12 protein-coding genes and 1 pseudogene are annotated in these 17,952 nt (G+C 70.2%); 4 read left to right on the top strand and 9 right to left on the bottom strand.

Annotated features, from left to right (window positions below):
* Positions 1 to 2: 2 nt before the first annotated feature.
* The 9 genes and pseudogenes from CAL11_RS15475 to CAL11_RS24385 form a co-directional block, all read right to left on the bottom strand.
* Positions 3 to 551, bottom strand: a complete 549-nt coding sequence (locus CAL11_RS15475; RefSeq protein ID WP_086093409.1) for a PaaI family thioesterase — start codon at positions 549 to 551, stop codon at positions 3 to 5.
* Complete coding sequence (locus tag CAL11_RS15470; protein ID WP_086093408.1) at positions 548 to 1,747, bottom strand: acetyl-CoA C-acyltransferase; 1,200 nt, start codon at positions 1,745 to 1,747, stop codon at positions 548 to 550. Before CAL11_RS15470 ends, CAL11_RS15475 begins: the two co-directional genes overlap by 4 nt.
* A 9-nt stretch (positions 1,748 to 1,756) precedes the next feature.
* The gene (locus CAL11_RS15465; protein ID WP_086093407.1) at positions 1,757 to 4,147 is read right to left on the bottom strand and encodes a 3-hydroxyacyl-CoA dehydrogenase/enoyl-CoA hydratase family protein; all 2,391 of its coding nucleotides are present in this window, start codon (positions 4,145 to 4,147) and stop codon (positions 1,757 to 1,759) included.
* Between the two features lie 70 nt (positions 4,148 to 4,217).
* A complete protein-coding gene (locus CAL11_RS15460) occupies positions 4,218 to 5,522 on the bottom strand; it encodes an OmpP1/FadL family transporter (protein ID WP_086093406.1) in 1,305 nt (434 codons plus the stop codon).
* Positions 5,523 to 5,593: 71 nt separating this feature from the next.
* Entirely contained in the window at positions 5,594 to 7,537 is a 1,944-nt protein-coding gene (locus CAL11_RS15455) for a 3-hydroxyacyl-CoA dehydrogenase NAD-binding domain-containing protein (RefSeq protein ID WP_086093405.1), read from the bottom strand.
* A complete protein-coding gene (locus CAL11_RS15450; protein ID WP_086093404.1) occupies positions 7,534 to 8,826 on the bottom strand; it encodes an acetyl-CoA C-acetyltransferase in 1,293 nt (430 codons plus the stop codon). Before CAL11_RS15450 ends, CAL11_RS15455 begins: the two co-directional genes overlap by 4 nt.
* 12 nt (positions 8,827 to 8,838) lie before the next feature.
* Positions 8,839 to 11,185 (bottom strand): annotated as a pseudogene (locus tag CAL11_RS15445) (acyl-CoA dehydrogenase).
* Between the two features lie 25 nt (positions 11,186 to 11,210).
* Positions 11,211 to 11,876 (bottom strand): TetR/AcrR family transcriptional regulator, encoded by a 666-nt coding sequence (locus CAL11_RS15440; RefSeq protein ID WP_033462597.1) that lies wholly within the window; start codon positions 11,874 to 11,876, stop codon positions 11,211 to 11,213.
* Positions 11,877 to 12,151: 275 nt separating this feature from the next.
* On the bottom strand, positions 12,152 to 12,763 hold the full coding sequence (locus CAL11_RS24385) for a hypothetical protein (protein ID WP_157668853.1): 612 nt from the start codon (positions 12,761 to 12,763) through the stop codon (positions 12,152 to 12,154).
* 273 nt (positions 12,764 to 13,036) lie between these two features.
* Between CAL11_RS24385 and CAL11_RS15435 the strand changes: the two genes are divergently transcribed.
* From CAL11_RS15435 to CAL11_RS15420, 4 genes are all read left to right on the top strand, one after another.
* The gene (locus tag CAL11_RS15435) at positions 13,037 to 13,801 is read left to right on the top strand and encodes a response regulator transcription factor (RefSeq protein WP_080699727.1); all 765 of its coding nucleotides are present in this window, start codon (positions 13,037 to 13,039) and stop codon (positions 13,799 to 13,801) included.
* 309 nt (positions 13,802 to 14,110) lie between these two features.
* Positions 14,111 to 14,767, top strand: coding sequence for a response regulator transcription factor (locus CAL11_RS15430; protein ID WP_167382517.1), 657 nt, complete (start codon positions 14,111 to 14,113; stop codon positions 14,765 to 14,767).
* 101 nt (positions 14,768 to 14,868) lie between these two features.
* Positions 14,869 to 16,296 (top strand): phosphomannomutase/phosphoglucomutase, encoded by a 1,428-nt coding sequence (locus tag CAL11_RS15425; protein ID WP_086093402.1) that lies wholly within the window; start codon positions 14,869 to 14,871, stop codon positions 16,294 to 16,296.
* 9 nt (positions 16,297 to 16,305) lie between these two features.
* Entirely contained in the window at positions 16,306 to 17,880 is a 1,575-nt protein-coding gene (locus CAL11_RS15420) for a glucose-6-phosphate isomerase (RefSeq protein ID WP_068925648.1), read from the top strand.
* Positions 17,881 to 17,952: the final 72 nt, after the last annotated feature.

Below are 17,952 nucleotides of genomic sequence, written 5' to 3'. Positions count from 1 at the left end.
TCCTAGGTGTCGGGCGGGGTCGGTTCGATGGGCGCGCGCGCCGGCGCGCCGGCCTGCGTCTTGTGCTTGTAGAAGGTCTTGTCGGCGATGTAGACCGTGCGCTCCACCACCGCGTAGACCTCCCCATGGCGGTCGGTCAGCGCCACGCTGTAGGTGCGCGTGGTTTCGTGGTCGCGCGCCAGCTCGGCGCGGATCGCGGCGATGTCATCGCGGCTGATGCGGAAATCCGCATACAGCGTGACGTAGGCCGGCTTGCGGTAGCGGATGGCGGCGGCCTTGTCCCAGACGATGGCGCCGGGCCCCAGCGCCATCATCAGCATGGTGGGGTGCGCGCCGTCGGTCACCGAGAACAGCGATCCGCCATACATCGAACCGACGATGTTGCGCGTGCGCCGGCCCAGCGGCAGCCTGATGCGGATGTGCAGGAAGTCGGCCGCGATCTCCACCACCCGCCCGCCCGTGGCGCGGAAGGCCGGATGCAGGTTGAACCCCACTCGCAACAGGCGCGCCCGCCAGCGCGGCGGCACGCGTTCGATCCACTGCAGCTTCACAGCGCCTCGAAGATGCCGGCCGCGCCCATGCCGGTGCCGATGCACATGGTGACCATGCCGTACTTGCCGCCGGTGCGGCGCAGGCCGTGCACGATGGTGGCGGTGCGGATGGCGCCGGTGGCGCCCAGCGGGTGGCCCAGCGCGATCGCTCCGCCCAGCGGGTTGACCTTGGCCGGGTCGAGCTCGAGGTCGCGCATCACCGCCAGCGACTGCGCGGCGAAGGCTTCGTTCAGCTCGATCCAGTCCAGGTCCTGCTGGGCGATGCCGCTGCGCGCCAGCACCTTGGGGATGGCCATCCTGGGGCCGATGCCCATGATCTCCGGCGGCACGCCGGCCACCGCGAAATCGACGAAGCGCGCCAGCGGCTGCAGGCCGTACTCGCGCAGGACGCGCTCGGAGACCAGCACGACGGCGGCCGCGCCATCGGACATCTGCGAGCTGTTGCCGGCGGTGACGCTGCCGCGCGCGGCGAATACCGGCCGCAGCCTGGCCAGCGCCTCGGCGGTGCTGTCGGGGCGTGGGCCTTCGTCCTGCTCGACCCAGCGCTCGGCCACGCGTACCGCGCCGTCGCGTGCGCCGGCCAGGTGCGTGCGCACCTGGTAGGGCGTGATCTCGGCCTTGAAGTGGCCGGCGGCGATGGCGGCGCAGGCCTTCTGGTGCGAGGCCAGCGAGAAGGCGTCCTGGTCCTCGCGCGAGACTTCCCATTGCTCGGCGACTTTCTCGCCGGTCAGCCCCATGCCGAATGCCATGCCGAGGTTTTCCTCGCGGGCGAAGATGGCGGGGTTCATCGCCACCTTGTTGCCCATGATCTGCGGCATGGCGCTCATCGATTCGGTGCCGGCGCCTATCATCACGTCGGCCATGCCCAGGCGGATGCGGTTGGCGGCATCGGCCACCGCCTGCAGGCCCGAGGCGCAGAAGCGGTTGACGGTGACGCCGGCCACGCTTTGCGGCAACCCGGCAAGCAGCAGGCCGATGCGCGAGACGTTCATGCCCTGTTCGGCCTCCGGCATGGCGCAGCCGGTGATCACGTCGTCGATGCGCTCGGGCGACAGCGCGGGCACCTGCGCCAGCGCGGCCTGCAGCACCGCGGCCAGCATGTCGTCGGGGCGCGTGGTGGCGTAGGCGCCATTGCGCTTGCCCACCGGCAGGCGGGTCGCGGCGACGATGTAGGCGTCCTGAATCTGTTTGCTCATGATGAATCCTCAGTTGCGCAGCGGTTTGCCGGTGTCCAGGGTGTGGCGGATGCGCGCCTGCGTTTCGGGCGTGCGCAGCAGCGCCATGAATTCGCGCCGTTCCACGGCCAGCAGCCACTCCTCGTCGACGCGGGTGCCGGGCTCGACCTCGCCGCCGCACAGGGCCACGGCGGCGCTGCGCGCCACGCGGTAGTCATGGGCGCTGATCATGCCGCCTTCGCGCATGTTGACCAGCACCATCTCGAAGTTGGCGATGCCGGTGCGGCCGGCCACCGGGATGTCGCGCGGCACGGGCGCCGGCGCATGGCCGCTGTCGGCCGCGGCGCGCGCCTGGCGCAGCGCCACCCACAGCAGCTCGTCCGGATGGAACACCACGCTGTCGCCGTCGTGCGCGTAACCCATGTCCATGGCCTGCAGGGCGCTCTTGGCGACCTGGGCGGTGGCGATGTTCTGGAATACGGGCTGCAGATAGGGAAATACCTCGGCCGGCGTGGCGGTGGCCGCGGCCAGCCGCGCGGCGCGCACCGCCAGGGCCTTGCTGCCGCCGCCGGCGGGGATCAGGCCCACGCCGGCCTCGACCAGGCCGATGTAGCTTTCCAGCGCCAGCACCCGGTGGCTGGCATGCATGATGAACTCGCAGCCGCCGCCCAGCGCCATGCCCTGCACCGCGACCACCGTGGGGATCTGCGCGCGGGCCAGCGCCAGCGAGGTGCGCTGGAACTGTTCGACCGTGGCCTCCAGGCGCTCGAACTCGCCCGCGGCGCAGGCCTGGTAGACCTGCTCCAGGTTGGCGCCGACGGCAAACGGCGCGTCGTGCCACATCACCAGGGCGTCGAATTCGCGCTCGGCGCGGGCCACGGCCTGCTGGATGCCGTCGAGCACTTCCTCGCCGATGGTGTGCATCTTCGAGGTGACCGACAGGATGGCGACGCCGCCGTCCTGTTCGGGCAGGCGCCACAGGCGCACGCCCGGCGCTTCCCAGACGGTTTCGCCGCGCGGCGCGGGCGGCTCGCCGACCAGTTGCTCGGCGAACAGCTGGCGCCGGTACACCGGCAGCGCCGAGCGCGCGCGCAGCTGGCCGTCGCGCGCCGAGTAGGAACCCTGCGGCGTGTGCACGCCCGTGCGGCCGCTGTCCAGGGCCCAGCCGGGCAGGGGCGCGGCGCTCATGGCGCGGCCCGCGGCGATGTCCTCGGCGATGGCGCGCGCGGTGTCCTGCCAGCCGGCCGCCTGCCAGGTCTCGAAGGGCCCCTGGGCCCAGCCGAACCCCCAGCGCATCGCCAGGTCCAGGTCGCGCGCGTTGTCGGCCACGCCGGCAAGCTGGCAGGCGCTGTAATGGAAAATGTCGCGCAACAGGCTCCACAGGAACTGCGCCTGCGGATGCGCGCTGGCGCGCAGTTGCGCCAGGCGCGCGGCCGGATCGCGCTCCTTGAGGATGGCGGCCGTCTCGTCGGCCAGCGCGCCGGCCGAGGGCCGGTACTGGCCGCTGGCCGGGTCCAGCACCTGGATCTCCTTGCCGGCCTTGCGGTAGACGCCCGCGCCGCTTTTCTGGCCCAGCGCGCCCTGGTCGATCAGGCCCTGCAGCCAGGACGGCAGCTGGAAATACGCATGCCAGGGATCGTCGGGCAGGTTGTCGCGCATGGTGGCGACCACGTGCGCCAGCGTATCGAGGCCCACCACGTCGGCGGTGCGGTAGGTGGCGCTCTTGGGGCGGCCGATCTTCGGCCCGGTCAGCGCGTCGACCTCGTCGAAGCCCAGGCCCAGGCGCTGGGTGTGGTGCATGGCCGCGAGAATGGAGAACACGCCGATGCGGTTGGCCACGAAGTTGGGCGTATCCAGGGCGCGGATGACGCCCTTGCCCAGGCGCGAGGTCAGCCAGCTTTCGAGCTGGTCGACGACTTCGGGCCGCGTATGGCGCGTGGCGATGATTTCAACCAGCCGCATGTAGCGCGGCGGATTGAAGAAGTGGATGCCGCAAAAGCGCGGCCGCAGCGCCTCGGGCAGGGCGCCGGCCAGGGTTTCGATCGACAGGCCCGAGGTGTTGGAGGCGATGACGGCGTGCGGCGCCACGTGCGCGGCGATGCGGTGGTAGAGGTCGGTTTTCCAGTCCAGCCGCTCGGCGATGGCCTCGATGACCAGGTCGCAGCCGCCCAGCCGCCCGAGGTCATCGTCGTAGTTGGCGGGCGTGATCAGCGCCAGGCGGTCCGGGCGCGCCAGCGGGGCCGGTTCCAGCTTGCGCAGGCCGGCCAGCGCCTTGTGGACCACGGCGTTGCGCTCGCCCTGAGGCGCGGTCAGGTCATACAGCATGACCGGCACGCCGGCATTGGCAAGATGGGCCGCGATCTGCGCGCCCATGACGCCGGCGCCCAGGACGGCGGCTTGTTTGACGACGAACTTGCTCAAGGAAACCTCCAGTCGTTGCGGCCCCGGGAGCCCGAGCCCCCGGGGTGTGGTCTTGCGGGCCGGGCCGTTGCTAGAAGCGGGCCGAAACCTGCAGGCCCACGATATTGCCCTTGCTGTTGTACGTGCCGGCGACACGGCCCTTGGTCAGCGGGTTGCCCGAGGTGGTGTCGATGTCGGTGTCGCGCAGGTACAGATAGGTATAGCCCAGATCGACCGTCACGTTGTCGGTCGGCGCGTATTGCACGCCGGTCGAGAACCACCAGCGGTCGGTGTCGGGCAGCGAGGTCGGGCGATCGGCCTCGTCGTGCACCGGCGACTGGTCGAAGGCGACGCCGAACTTCCACTTCCATTGTGCCGCGAACTGGTAGTTGGCGCCCAGCGCCACGCGCCAGCTGTCGCGGAACTTGAGCGGCAGCTCGTCGGTCGGGCCGTTCTTGTTCTTGATCTTCAGCTCGGGGATGCTGCTCCAGCCGGTCCAGGAAATGTCGCCCAGCAGCTCCCAGCGGTCGTTGAGCTGGTGCGACACGCTCAGGATGAGCGAGTCCGGCAGGTCCACCGACGCCTTGGCGTCGTACGAGGCCGAGGCGCTGCGCCCGCCCGGCAGGGCGATGTTGTCGACGTCCGTGTTGCCGGTGGCGGTGTGCTTGATGCGCGAGCGGTAGGACAGGCCGACGCGGGTGGCGTCGGTGGGCTGCAGCATGAAGCCCACGTTCCAGCCCCAGGCGTCGCCGTCCATGTCCAGCGTGGCGTCGCCGTTGGTGAACATGGGCAGCCCGGGCACGGGCTGCACCACGGTTTTCTTCTTGTAGGTGGCGTCGATGCGCTGCCAGTTGATGCCGAAGCCCATCGAGAAGCGGTCGTTGACCTTGTACGCGATGGAGGGGTTGATGTTGATGGTCTTGATGTCGAACTTGTTGGAGTGGTACTGGCCCGCCCAGCCGCTGTCGTACTTGGTCATCAGGCCGAACGGCGCGCCCATGCCCAGGCCCAGCCACCACTGGTCGGCCACCTGCCAGGAGACGTAGGCGTTGGGCACGACGCCCAGGTTGCCGGCGTCGCCGCCGTTGCCGCCGGTGGGCCTGCCGCCGCCCAGCAGCGTGGGGTCGCGGCTGTCGCCGTTGTCCGAGAACTTGAACGAAGGCCAGATGGCGTTGACGCCGCCCGACACGTTCACGCCGGGCAGATAGGTCATGCCGGCCGGGTTGAAGTAGATGATGCTGGCGTTTTCCGGGTTCGCCGCCGAACCGGCGTAGGCGTTGCCCAGCCCGCTGGCGTTCTGTTCGAGCAATTGGAAACCGGCCGAGTGCGCTGAGCCGGCCGCCAGGCCGGCCAGCGCCGCAGCCAGTGTTTTCAAGGTCACCGATCGTCCATTCATGGGTTCTGTCTCCTCGCGTTGTGACGTGACTGCCTTGCTTGGGGACGGCTTTCCGCTCTTGGTTCGCCGTGCTATGGCCGCTGGACGGCTTCTCGTTGACTTGCGTATTGCAGCGGGCCGCCCGTGTAGGGGGCAAAGCCCGTGCCGAAAATCGCGCCCGCGTCGGCCAGGTCCGCGTCGGCCACCACGCCGGCGGCCACGCGCTCGCGGGCGCTGTCGATCAGGGGCTGGAGCAGGCGGTTGACCAGCCCCGGCGGCACGCCGCGCGCGGCCGGCTTGACCGCCTTGCCGTCGCGCCAGGCATAAAAGCCGCGGCCGCTCTTGCGGCCCAGTTCCTTGCGCGCCAGGCGTTCGGCCAGGCAGCGCGGCGGCGCCTGCTCGCCGGTGAGCTGGGCGCCGGCGGCCGCCGCGATGTCCAGACCGACGGTGTCGGCCAGCTCCAGCGGCCCCATCGGCATGCCGAAGGCGGCCATGGCCGCGTCGATGGCCGCCGGCGCCATGCCTTCGTCGACGCAGCGCATCGCTTCCAGCATGTAGGGCGCCAGCACGGCATTGACCAGGAAGCCCGGCGCGTCGCGCACGGGCAGCGGCAGCTTGCCGATGCGGCCGACGAAGGCGCAGGCCCGCGCCAGCGCGCGCGGATCGCCATCGGCGGCGAGCACGACTTCGACCAGCGGCATGCGCGCCACCGGGTTGAAGAAATGGATGCCGACCAGCCGCCGCGGCTGCTCGAGGGCCTGGGCCAGGCCGGCCAGCGACAGGCTGGAGGTATTGGTGGCCAGCAGGGCATCGGGCTTCAGGCGCGGTTCGAGCTGGCGGTAGAGGGCCTGCTTGGCCTGCGCGTTCTCGCTGATGGCCTCGATGACCAGGTCGGCCTGCGCCACGCCATCGCCCTGCGGGTCGGGAACCAGGCGGTCGAAGGCGGCGCGCGCGGCGCGCCGGTCCTTCAGCTTGCGGGCGAAGAAGGCGCCGGCGCGCGCCAGCGCCGGCGCGATGCGCGCCATGTCCTGGTCCTGCAGCGTGACGGTCAGCCCGCGGTAGGCGCACCAGGCGGCGATATCGCCGCCCATGACGCCGGCGCCCACCACGTGCACGCGCCGCACGGGCGCGTCGGCGGCGGCCTTGCCGTAGCCCTTGAGCCGCTCCTGCAGGCGGAACACGCGCAGCAGCTGGCGCGCCGTATCCGAGGCCAGGATGGCGTCGATCAGGTCGGGCGCATGCAAGGCGTTGCCGCCGTGGCGCGCCCAGATGTCGATGATGGCGCGCGGGGCGGGGTAGTGGCCCTGCGGGTCCTTGGCGGCCACGCCCTGGCGCGCGCGGCGCGCCGCCAGCGCCTTGAGCGGCCAGCGGTTCAGCCAGGCGGGCAGACCGCGCGCGCGGCGCGGCGCACGGCCCGACAGCACGGTGGCGCGCGCCGCGGCCTGCAGCAGGCGCGGCGGCACGCGCGCGTCGACCAGGCCCAGCGCCGCGGCGCGGCGCGCGTCGACCCGGCGTCCGGTCAGCATCATGTCCAGCGCGGCCGGCGCGCCGATCAGCGCCGGCAGGCGCCGCATGCCGCCCCAGCCGGGGAAGATGCCCAGCATGGCTTCCGGCAGCCCCAGCGCCGTGTCGGCGTCGTCGGCGGCGATGCGGTAGCGGCAGGCCAGCGCCAGTTCCAGGCCGCCGCCCAGGCAGTGGCCGCGTATCAGCGCCAGCGTGGGGTACGGCGTGGCCGCCAGCCGGTTGAACAATTGCCAGCCGCGCGCGACCAGCTCGCGCGCCTGCTGCGGCGTCTGCAGCGCGCCGAATTCGTTGATGTCGGCGCCGACGATGAAGCCGTTCTCCTTGCCCGAGAGAATGACCAGTCCCTTGGGCGGCTGGGCCTGCAGGGCGTCGAGCACCGCGGCGAATTCGGCCATGACTTCGGCCGACAGCGAGTTCGCGGCGGCGTCGGCGCGCGCCAGCGCCAGCCACGCCAGGCCGTCGGCTTCACGGTGCAGGCGCCAATGGGTATAGGCCAGGTCGGGCGTGTTCATGCGCGCTCCTCGAGGTTTTCGACCAGCATGGCTCCGCCCTGGCCGCCGCCGATGCAGATGGCGGCCATGCCGTGCCGCATGCCGCGCGCCTTCAGGGCCTGCAGCAGGTGCAGCACGATGCGCGCGCCCGAGGCGCCCACCGGATGGCCCAGCGCGATGGCGCCGCCATCCACGTTCAGGCGGTCCTGGTCCAGGCGGCCCCAGGCGCCGGTGCCGAAGTGGTCGCGGCAATAGGCTTCGTCGTCCCAGGCCGCCAGGCAGGCCAGCACCTGCGCGGCGAAGGCTTCGTTGATTTCCCACAGATCCAGGTCGTGCAGGCCCAGTCCGTGCCGCTGCATGATGGGCGTGGCCGCGTGCACCGGTCCCAGGCCCATCTGGGCCGGATCCAGGCCGGCCCACTGGCTGTCGAGGATGCGTCCCAGCGGGCGCAGCCCCCATTTGCGTACCGCGGCTTCCGAGGCCAGCAGCAGCATGGCCGCGCCGTCGGTGACCTGCGAGCTGTTGCCGGCCGTGATGTTGCCCCACGGCTTGTCGAACACCGGGCGCAGGCGCGCCAGGCGTTGCGGGGTGGAGTCGTCGCGCACGCCGTCGTCGTCGGGGTAGACGACGCCGCGCGTATCGGCCAGCGGCACGATCTCGCCCAGCCGGCCGGCTTCGCGCGCGGCCAGCACGCGCAGATGGCTGCGCGCCGCGTAGGCGTCCATGGCGGCGCGGTCGATGCCGAAGCGGGTGGCCAGGTTCTCGGCCGTCTGTCCCATCGACAGGCCCACGACCGGATCGGTCAGGCCCTTGAGCAGGCCGACGACCGGCGCCAGGTAGCGCAGGCGCAGCGCGCCCAGCGCGCGCAGCCGGGCGCCCAGGCCGCGCGCGCCATACCAGCGCGCCAGCCACTTCACCATGTCGTCGGAGAACAGCAGCGGCGCGCGCGACAGCGCGTCGGTGCCGCCGGCCAGCACCAGGCCGCTGCGGCCCAGCTGCAGATTGGCGATGGCCGAGTCGAGGGCCTGCATGCCGGAGGCGCAGTTGCGCATCACCGTCCAGCCGGGCACGCGGTTGCCGCAGCCCAGCCGCAAGGCGATGACGCGGCCGATATTGACTTCGTCGGGGGAGGGCGCCGCGCAGCCGACGATGACTTCGTCCAGGTCGGTGGGGGCGAAGGGCTGGCGCAGCAGCAGCGCGCGGCCGGCCTGCACGGCCAGGTCCGCGGCCGAGAACGGTCCCGGGCCGTTGCGCGCCTTCAGGAAGGGGCTGCGCGTGCCGTCGACGATATATACCGGTTGAAAACGCATGCCTGTCGCTCCTTATGCCGCCTGGCGTCGCGCCGCCGGCCTGTGTGCGCCGGTAATGCCGTAATCGAAGGGAAAATCGTCCACGCCGATGACGCGGTCGCGCAAGCAGTCGCGCCGCTCGAGCAGGCGGTAATCGTCCTCGTCGAGCAGGCCGGCGGCGTGGGCGGCCTGGGCGATGTCGCGCACATTGGCGCGCGGATCGCCTTCGAGCCCGCCGGATTTCTCGGCGGCGCGGATGCGCGCCTCGACGGGCTCGGCCGCGATCGTCGCCGCCAGGGCCTGTTCCAGCGCGCCCACCGGTTCGTCGTCATCGGCGGGGATGAAGCAGCTGGCGGTCAGGCGGTCGCGCGCCGCGCCGGGGGCGATCAGCAACTGCGCCACCGCCTGATCCAGCCTGTCGTCCGGCCTGGCCTGGGGATGTCCCCATGGAAAGATGATACGTCGCATCGTCCAGGCCACCAACCGGTTGGGCAGATTGTCCAGCACGCCCTCGAAGGCCTGCTGCAGCCGGTGCAGCGCGTCGCGCACGGCCCAATGCGCCAGGGGCTCGTCCTCGGCCTGGCGGCCTTCGTCCTCGAAACGCTTGAGCACCGCGCTGGCCAGGTACATCTGCGACAGGATGTCGCCCAGCCGCGCCGACAGCCGCTCGCGCCGCTTCAGGCTGCCGCCCAGCGCCAGCATGCAGGCGTCGGCCAGCAGCGCGAAGGCGCTGCTGTAGCGCGACAGCGCGCGATAATAGGCGCGCATCGAAGGCGCCGCCGCGCGCGGGGCGCGGCCCAGCCGCGCTGCGCTCAGCGCGCCGGCCAGCGCCCGCAGCGCATTGCCGGCCACGTGGCGGACATGGCCCCACAGCGCTCGGTCGAACTCGCGCAGGCCGCGGGCGGGGTCGGGGTCCTGCGCCGCGCGCATTTCGGCCAGCACGTAGGGATGGCAGCGGATCGCGCCCTGGCCGAAGACGATCAGGCTGCGCGTGAGGATGTTGGCGCCCTCCACCGTGATGCCGATCGGCAGCTGCTGGTAGGCGCGGCCCAGGAAGTTCGACGGGCCCAGGCAGATGCCCTTGCCGCCGATGATGTCCATGCCGTCGTTGACCACCTGGCGGGCGCGTTCGGTGACGTGGTACTTGACGATGGCCGACACCACGGCGGGCTTTTCGCCCAGGTCCACGGCGCCGGCCGTCATCACGCGCGCCGCGTCCATCAGGTAGGTGTGGCCGCCGATGCGCGCCAACGCCTCCTCCACGCCTTCGAACTTGCCCACCGGCATGCGGAACTGGCTGCGCACCCGCATACGCGCCCACGGCGCGCGCGGTCAGCTGGGCCATGCCCGTATTGGACGACGGCAGCGAGATCGAGCGGCCCGCCGCCAGGCACTCCATCAGCATGCGCCAGCCCTGGCCGGCCATGGCCGGCCCGCCGATGATGAACTCCAGCGGCATGAACACGTCCGTGCCGCGGGTGGGGCCGTTCATGAACATGGCATTGAGCGGGAAATGGCGCCGGCCCGTGTCGACGCCGGGATGGTCGTGCGGCACCAGCGCGCAGGTGATGCCGAGATCCTCGCGCCCGCCCAGCAGGCCGTCCGGGTCGTACAGGCGAAACGCCAGCCCCAGCAGCGTGCACACGGGCGCCAGCGTGATGTAGCGCTTGTCCCAGGTGACGCGCATGCCCAGCACTTGCTCGCCTCGCCACTGCCCCTTGCAGACCACGCCGTGGTCGGGAATGGCGGCCGCGTCCGAGCCGGCCCACGGGCTGGTGAGCGCGAAGGCCGGTATCTCCTCGCCGCGCGCCAGGCGCGGCAGGTAGTGGCGCTTCTGCGCCTCGGTGCCGTAGTGCAGCAACAGTTCGGCCGGCCCCAGCGAGTTGGGCACCATGACCGAGACCGCCAGCGCCGACGAGCGCGTCGACAGCCGGGTGACGATCGCCGAATGCGCATGGGCGGAGAAGCCCAGTCCGCCGTATTCCTTCGGAATGATCATGCCCAGGAACCCCTGTTCCTTGATATAGGACCATACCTGGGGCGGCAGATCGAAACGCTCGTGGGTGATGTGCCAGTCATCGACCAGGCGGCACGCCTGTTCGGTCTCGTGGTCGAGAAAGCGCTGTTCGGCCGCGCTCAGGACGGGCCGCGGATAGTCCAGCAGCTTGCGCCAGTCCGGGCGGCCGCTGAACAGTTCGCCTTCCCACCACACGGTCCCGGCCTCCAGGGCGTCGCGCTCCGTGTCCGACATGGCGGGCAGCACCTTGCGGTAGGCCGCCAGGATGGGGCGGCTCAGCAGGGCGCGCCGCAGCGGTCCGATGCCCAGCAGCGCCACGGCCGGCAGCGCCACGCCCAACAATGCGACCAGTACAGCGTTCATTCTCCAGCCTCCGCGAGAAGTGGGCCTAATGCAGTTCGGGCAGGGGCGCCCGCAGCCCGCCCAGCAGGAAGCTGAGCAGGCGGGGCAGCAGCCATTCCGGGTTGTCGGGTTCGTCGGCCTGGTCGAACGTCCAGCCGGTCACGAAGCGCAGCGTGTCGGTGCCCATGATGGCGTACGACGTGGCGCCCAGCATGAACTGGAAGCGCCACATGATTTCGGCGCGCGGCACGCCCGGCAGCGCCGCGAAGAGCGCATTCTTGTAGCGCTCCATGACGTCGGCGTATTCCTCGGCGAACAGGGCGCGGATGAAGCCGCTGGGGTCGGTCATGGTGCGTTCGAGCAGGGGCAGGAAGGTCTTGCCCGCGTGGTCGGGGCTGGCGGCCAGCCGCAGCAGGGTGCCGAAGAAGGCATCGACGATCTGCGACGGCTTGAGCGGGTTGCCGCCGGCGGCGGCCTCGAGTTCGTCGAGCAGGCGCAGGCGCTCCCGGTTGACGACCTCCAGCCTGCGCTTGAGCACGGCCTGGACCAGCGCCTCCTTGGAGCCGAAGTGGTAATTGACCGCCGCCAGGTTGACGCCCGCCGCGCTGGTGATCTGCCGCATCGAGGTGCCGTCGTGGCCTTGCTGCGCGAACAGCTGTTCGGCGGTTTCGAGAATGATCTCGCGCGTCGAAGTGGATTTCAGTTCGTTCATGGCGCCCTGATTCATACGTTCGTTTGAATCGATTATAGGGAGCGGTATGCGGCAAAAGGCCTAGAGGCTATCCCGGATAGGGTAGACCCTAGGAATGGCCATGGACGAGGGAAGGGGCGGGTGCGGCCGCCGCCGGCGGCAGCGTCCGGGGATAATATTTTTGCAATGCAACATTGATATGCGCCAGATACTGTTTCAACCCTCTATTTATGAGACGCCAGTCTCGTGCGGCGCGGAATTGTTTTGTAATTATTTTGTATACAAAAATCGGAAACTCATATCGTCGACTTGACCGACGTACACCCTTTTATTATCTCTTCCAGTGGGCGCGCAAAGCCCGTAAGACGGGGCTGCGGCGGGGTCGAATGGGCCTGGTCGGCAAGGGAGGACACCGGTTGTGTACCAAGGAGGTAATCGCCGCGACGAAAAAGAACGGATTTATTTTCTGCAACCGGAAAGTCATTTTTATATGCGAGGAAATAATCCAGATGCGCGGTTCTGGTAAATACGAAAGCAATGGAGACGAAGGAAACGGCCGGTAAGTCCGGCGCACAAGGCGTATCCGCGGCGCGCCGGCCGGCGGCCGCGGGCGCGGCGCTGTCCAAGGGGATTCCCTCGCCAGCAGGGGGGCGGAAGGGTGTGCCGGCCGGCCGGCGTAATGCCTGGAATACTGCCCGGAGGGCTACGGTTTTTTTATAACAAAGTTGTTTGCCTGCTTCGCGCTGAATAAGCGCATGATATCTTTTGGCGAGTACGGAAATATATTTCTTATTATTTCTGCGGATTGCGCTGTTTCTCTCCCGCCAAGGCGGATCGGGCGCGGGTCCATGAGCCATAAAGAGGATAGAATCGTTGCTCCATGCGGCTTTCCAGGCGGTATGGGGCATTTCTTCCGGGTGTCGAAAGGATGGGATGAGAGCCGCTATCAGGGTCGGCCCTAGTGTTTAGTTCTTCCGGACGACATGGTTTTTATGGGATTAATTCGGCGTAAGCCTACTTGCTTTTACCAAATCCGACAAATATTATGATTTCATGCCATTTGCCGAATGGCTGGCTGAAGTAAGCCGGTTGAAGTAGAGAGTGTGCATCATTGGTGCGATGCAATATTCGGGGTCGGCGGCAGTGGCAGGGCAGCCTTCAGTGCAGCGAAGGTTCCGTTCATGTGGAAGAACAAGAGTGAGGAAACCATGGCCAAAATGGTACTCATTGAAGCGCACCCACTGTTGCGGCTCGGTCTCTGGCAGATCCTGAGCGAGCTCGATGACATTTGGGAAATACAGGGAATGGGGGTGGCGGATCTGTCCAAGGCGGACGCCACGCAATCGGAGGCCGACTTGCTGATCTACGGCCTGCCAACCGACCCGGACCTGGCAGTGGGTGCGCTGAGCGAAATCCAGAGTGTGTTGTCGCCCAAGCGGATCCTGTTGCTGAGCGACACCATGCCTTTGCCGATTCCCATGCAGGCGCTGCCGGTCAATGCGGTCTGCGGCTGCCTGCCCAAGACCGCGCCGGTGGAGGTGCTCGAGGCGGCCATCCGCCTGGTGATGGCGGGCGGACAGTGCTTCCCCGGCGAGCAGGCCCTGCAGCCTGCCATCGCGGCGGGGTATCCGTCGGCCATGCGCGTCACCAACGACGGCGTCAAGCCCACCATGCCGATCTCGACCGGCGCCCAGTTGCTGCAGATCACGCCGCGCCAGTACGAGGTGCTGGTGCTGCTGGCGCGAGGCTACCCGATCAAGACGGTCAGCCGCATGCTCAATATTTCCGTGGCGACCGCCAAGACCCATGCGTGCACGCTGTATCAGCGCCTGCATGTCAAGAACAAGGGCGAGGCGGTCTACACGGCGTTGCAGCGCGGGGCGACGCTGGAGTGGGCCGAGGTGGGCGCGCGCGAAGTCGAGCGACCGACCTATGTGTGCCGCTAGGGCAGGCGCGCCGGCCGCCGTCACGCGCGCGGCTGGCGACCGGTAGCCATCCTCCCGGCCAAAAGATAGGGCTCTTTCATTCTCCTGAACGAGAGGCATGCATGGTCGCCGCTGATAGCATGAATCTCATCTGCATACACACGCCTGCGTGGCCCCGGCAGCGGGATGCCACGCGTGGCGCGGGTGACAGATGGAGGTTCCCGCGCAAGCGCCCGCAGGCCGTCGGCCTCGACCATGCATACGTCGTACCGCTGGTGCGCATGGGCATGCGCGGGTCCAACCCGGACTCGCCGCTAAAGGCCCGTGCGCATGACGACCGTTCTGATCGAAGACTATGCGTTGTTGCGAATCGCCATCCAGCACGTGCTGGAGCATGGACGCGACGCCGGACAGGTACGCGCGCTCGCCTCCGTCGAGCTGGAGGCCGCGGCGGGCAGCGTGGACCGGCCGCCGGAGCTGGCGATCCTGGGCTGTACGGGCGTGAGCGAACACGACCAGTTGATGCTCACGCGCGTCATTGCGACGCTGGCGCCGCGCAACATGCTGCTGCTGTATCCCGAACTGGACCTGGCGGTGCTCACGGCCGCCGCGCGCGCCGGCGTGGCGGGCTATGTGGCCAAGTCGCTCAGCCCCGATGCGCTGGGCGCGGCGATCAACCTGGTGATGGCCGGCGGGCAATGCTATCCGCTGCCGGTGCAGGCCAGCGCGGCGCCGGTGCGCGGCGCCATGCAGCTGACCCAGCGGCAGGAACAGATACTGCGGCTGATGGTGCAAGGCAAGACCATGCGCGAGATCAGCCGCGAGGTCGGCACCTCCGTGGCCACCGTCAAGAGCCATGCGCGCACGCTGTACTGGAAGCTGAACGCGCGCAACCAGGCGGCGGCCGCCTATGCGGCCGTCAGCCTGGGGCTGGTGCCGGGCCTGCGCGAGGACAAGGATACCGGCCCGGCGGATCCGCCGGCGTAGTCCGTCCGCCGCAGCGGCGGGGACGGCAACACACGGTGCGATGCGGCGACCGCCGCCGGCGCGCCTGAGCCGGCGACGGCCACCTTTCGCGCGCAACCTTTATGGATACGCCCACCATGCACGGATCTTTCGACTGGGACGGCTCGCGAACCGGCGCCGGGGTCTTCGGGCCCTACGATATACGCGGCCGCACAGGGGAGGAGATCGACGCCGGCTTCGCCCACGCGCTCGGCCTGGCGCTCGGACGGCGCGCCGTCGCCGCGCATGCGGGCGCGGTGGTGGTCGGGCGCGACGCGACGTTGAGCAGCGTCGCGCTGGCGGCGGCGCTGCAGGCGGGCATACGCGCCGCCGGCACGCACGTCATCGACATCGGGCGGGTCACCACGCCCATGATGTATTACGCCACCCGCCTGACCGAAACCGGCGCGGGCGTGGCAGTGACCGGCCGGCGCGACGGGCAGGCCCACAGCAGTTTCAAGATCATGATGCATGGCGCCGCGTTGCACGGCGCCGGGCTGGCCGAGTTGCGCGCGGCCATGATGGAGGCCGACGGCGCCGCCGACGCGGCCGAATCGCCGGGCGCGCGCCGGCAACTGGCCGTGCTGCCCTGCTATCAGGCGCGGCTGTCGTCCGACATCCGGCTGCGCCGCCCGCTCAAGGTGGCGCTGGACTGCGGCCATGGCGTCACCAGCCTGTATGCGCCGGACCTGCTGCGCGAACTGGGTTGCGAGGTGACGGCGCTGTTTGCCGACGGCGACCCGGGGCCGGCCGACCATCCCGCCAATCCGGGCGACCCGCGCAACCTGCAGGACCTGATCTATTGCCTGCGTTATTCGGATTGCGAGGTGGGCCTGGCCTTCGATGGCGACGGCGACCGCCTGGCGGTGGTGTCCAAGAGCGGCGAAATCATCTGGGCCGACCGGCTGCTGGTGCTGCTGGCGCGCGACGTGCTGGCGCGGCGCCCGGGCGCATCGGTGATCTACGACGTCAAGTGCGGCCGGCTGGCCCCGCGCGGCATCGAGCAGGCGGGCGGCGAGCCGCTGATCTGGAAATCCGGGCCGGGGCAGATCAAGGCGCGCATGCAGGAAACCGGCGCGCTGCTGGCTGGCGAAATGAGCGGACGCCTGTATTTCAAGGACCGCTGGTACGGCTTTGACGATGCGATCTACGCGGCCGCCCGCGTGCTGGAGCTGCTCTCGGGCGTGGCCGATGCGACCGCGCTGCTGACGCAGGCGCCGGCCTCGTTCACGGCGCCCGAGACGCGGGTGGCGCTGCCCGAGGCGGACCTTCATGCCATCCTGGCCGCCTTGCAGGTGCGCGGCGGCTTTCCCGGCGCGCGGCGCATCACGTATCTGGACGGCGTGCGCGTGGACTACGACGACGGCTTCGGCCTGGTCCGCCAGGCAGGCGGCGCCGCGGTCCTGGCGCTGCGCTTCGAAGGCGACACGGCCGCCGCGCTGGCCCGCATCCAGGCCGAGTTCCGGCGCGAATTGGCGCGCATCGCGCCGCATCTGTCCATTTCCTTCTGAGAGGCTCGCATGCCGGACAACGCCCAACCCCATGCAGGCATCCCCGCCGACGACCACCAGCTTTCGGCGCAAAGCCCGCAGTGGCGCGTGTTCGCCGCGGCGGCGGCCGGCGCGCCGCTGGTGGCGCGCCCGCTGCGCATCATCGAGGCGGCGGGCATCTATGTGGACCTGAGCATGCAGCGCCACAGCAACGCGCTGGCCCAGGCCGGCCTGGCGCTGCTGCAGGCGCGCGACGTGCTGGGCGCCCGCGCCGCGCTGTTCGCGCCGGGCGACCCGGATGCCGCGCACGGCCGCTATCCGGTGCTGCGCGCGGGCTACGGCGCTCACCCGGAAGAGCAGTGCGACATCGAGGTCGAGATCGAATACGCGCGCATGCTGGATTTCGTGCGCGAACTCGATCGCGGCGGCGCCTACCCGGCCGTGCTGTATCTCGGCGCCGGGGCCGGGCAATGGGCCTTGCGGCTGGCGCTGCAGGCCTTCGGCGGGCCGGCGCAGCGCCGCCAGCTGCGCTTCGTGAGCGGCGGTGACGCAGCGGCGCTGCACGAGGCGCTGGCGGGGCTGGACCCGCGCCGCACCCTGGTGGTGGCGGCCAGCCGCGGCTTCGAGCCGTCCGAGACGCTGGACAACGCGCGCGCGGCCATAGACTGGCTGCGCCGCGCCGGCATCGACGATGTCTCGGCGCAACTGGTGGCCGTCACCGGCAACGAGTCGGCGGCGCGCGCGCTGGGCGTGGCGGCCGCGCGGGTTTTCCGCCTGCCGTCCTGGCTGCAGCCGCGCCACGAGCTCTGGTCGGTGGGCGCGCTGCCGGTGGCGCTGGCGCTGGGCGTGGACATGCTCAAGGCCTTGCGCAGCGGCGCCGCCGCCATGGACCAGCATTTCCAGCAGGCCGCGCCGGCGGTCAACGCGCCCATGCAGATGGCGCTGGCGGCGGTGGCCAACACCAGCGCCATGCACTGGCCGACCCATGCGCTGGCGGTGTACAGCGCCCGTCTGGGGGCGCTGCCGGCTTGCGTGCAGCAGCTGGAAATGACCTTGCCGGGACGCGCGCCGGCCAGCCTGCCCGCCTATCCCGTGGTCTGGAGCCCGGCCGGCGCGCCCGGCCCGGGCGCGTTCTTCGAATGGCTGCATCGGGCGCCGGCCGGCGCCCCGGTGGATTTCATCGCCGGCCTGGACGAATACCCGGCCAGTCCGCCGGCCCACCGCGCCCTGCTGGCCAATTGCCTGGCGCAGCGCGAGGCGCTGCTGCGCGGCCTGCCCGCCGAGCCGGACCAGCCGGCTGCCGGCGGCGGACGGCCGTCGACGCTGGTCGTGCTCAGGCAGATCGACCCGCGCGCCGTCGGGGCCCTGCTGGCGCTGTACGAGCACAAGGCGTTCGTGCAGGCGACGCTGTGGGGCGCCGCGCCGGACGGCGCCGACCAGGCCCGGGCCTGCCAGCGGCTGGCGCAGGACATCGCGCGCCAGCTGGCGGTGCCGCCGGCGGCCGGGCCGGTGGACTGGGGGCACGACTCGTCCACGGCGTTCTGGATCGACCGCTATCGCGAGCAGGGCGGGGCGGGCGCCGCGCCGCCGGGCCGCACGGCATAGCCGGCCCTAAACCCTGTTGGCGTATCGGCCGCCGGGCGCAAACGACGGCGAGCGGTTACAGTTGATGCAACG

Origin of the sequence: Bordetella genomosp. 6, from assembly GCF_002119705.1 — a bacterium.
Classification (GTDB): domain Bacteria; phylum Pseudomonadota; class Gammaproteobacteria; order Burkholderiales; family Burkholderiaceae_B; genus Bordetella; species Bordetella bronchiseptica_F.
Note: the sequence above shows the minus strand (reverse complement) of the source record. Positions and strands in the feature narration are given on the sequence as shown.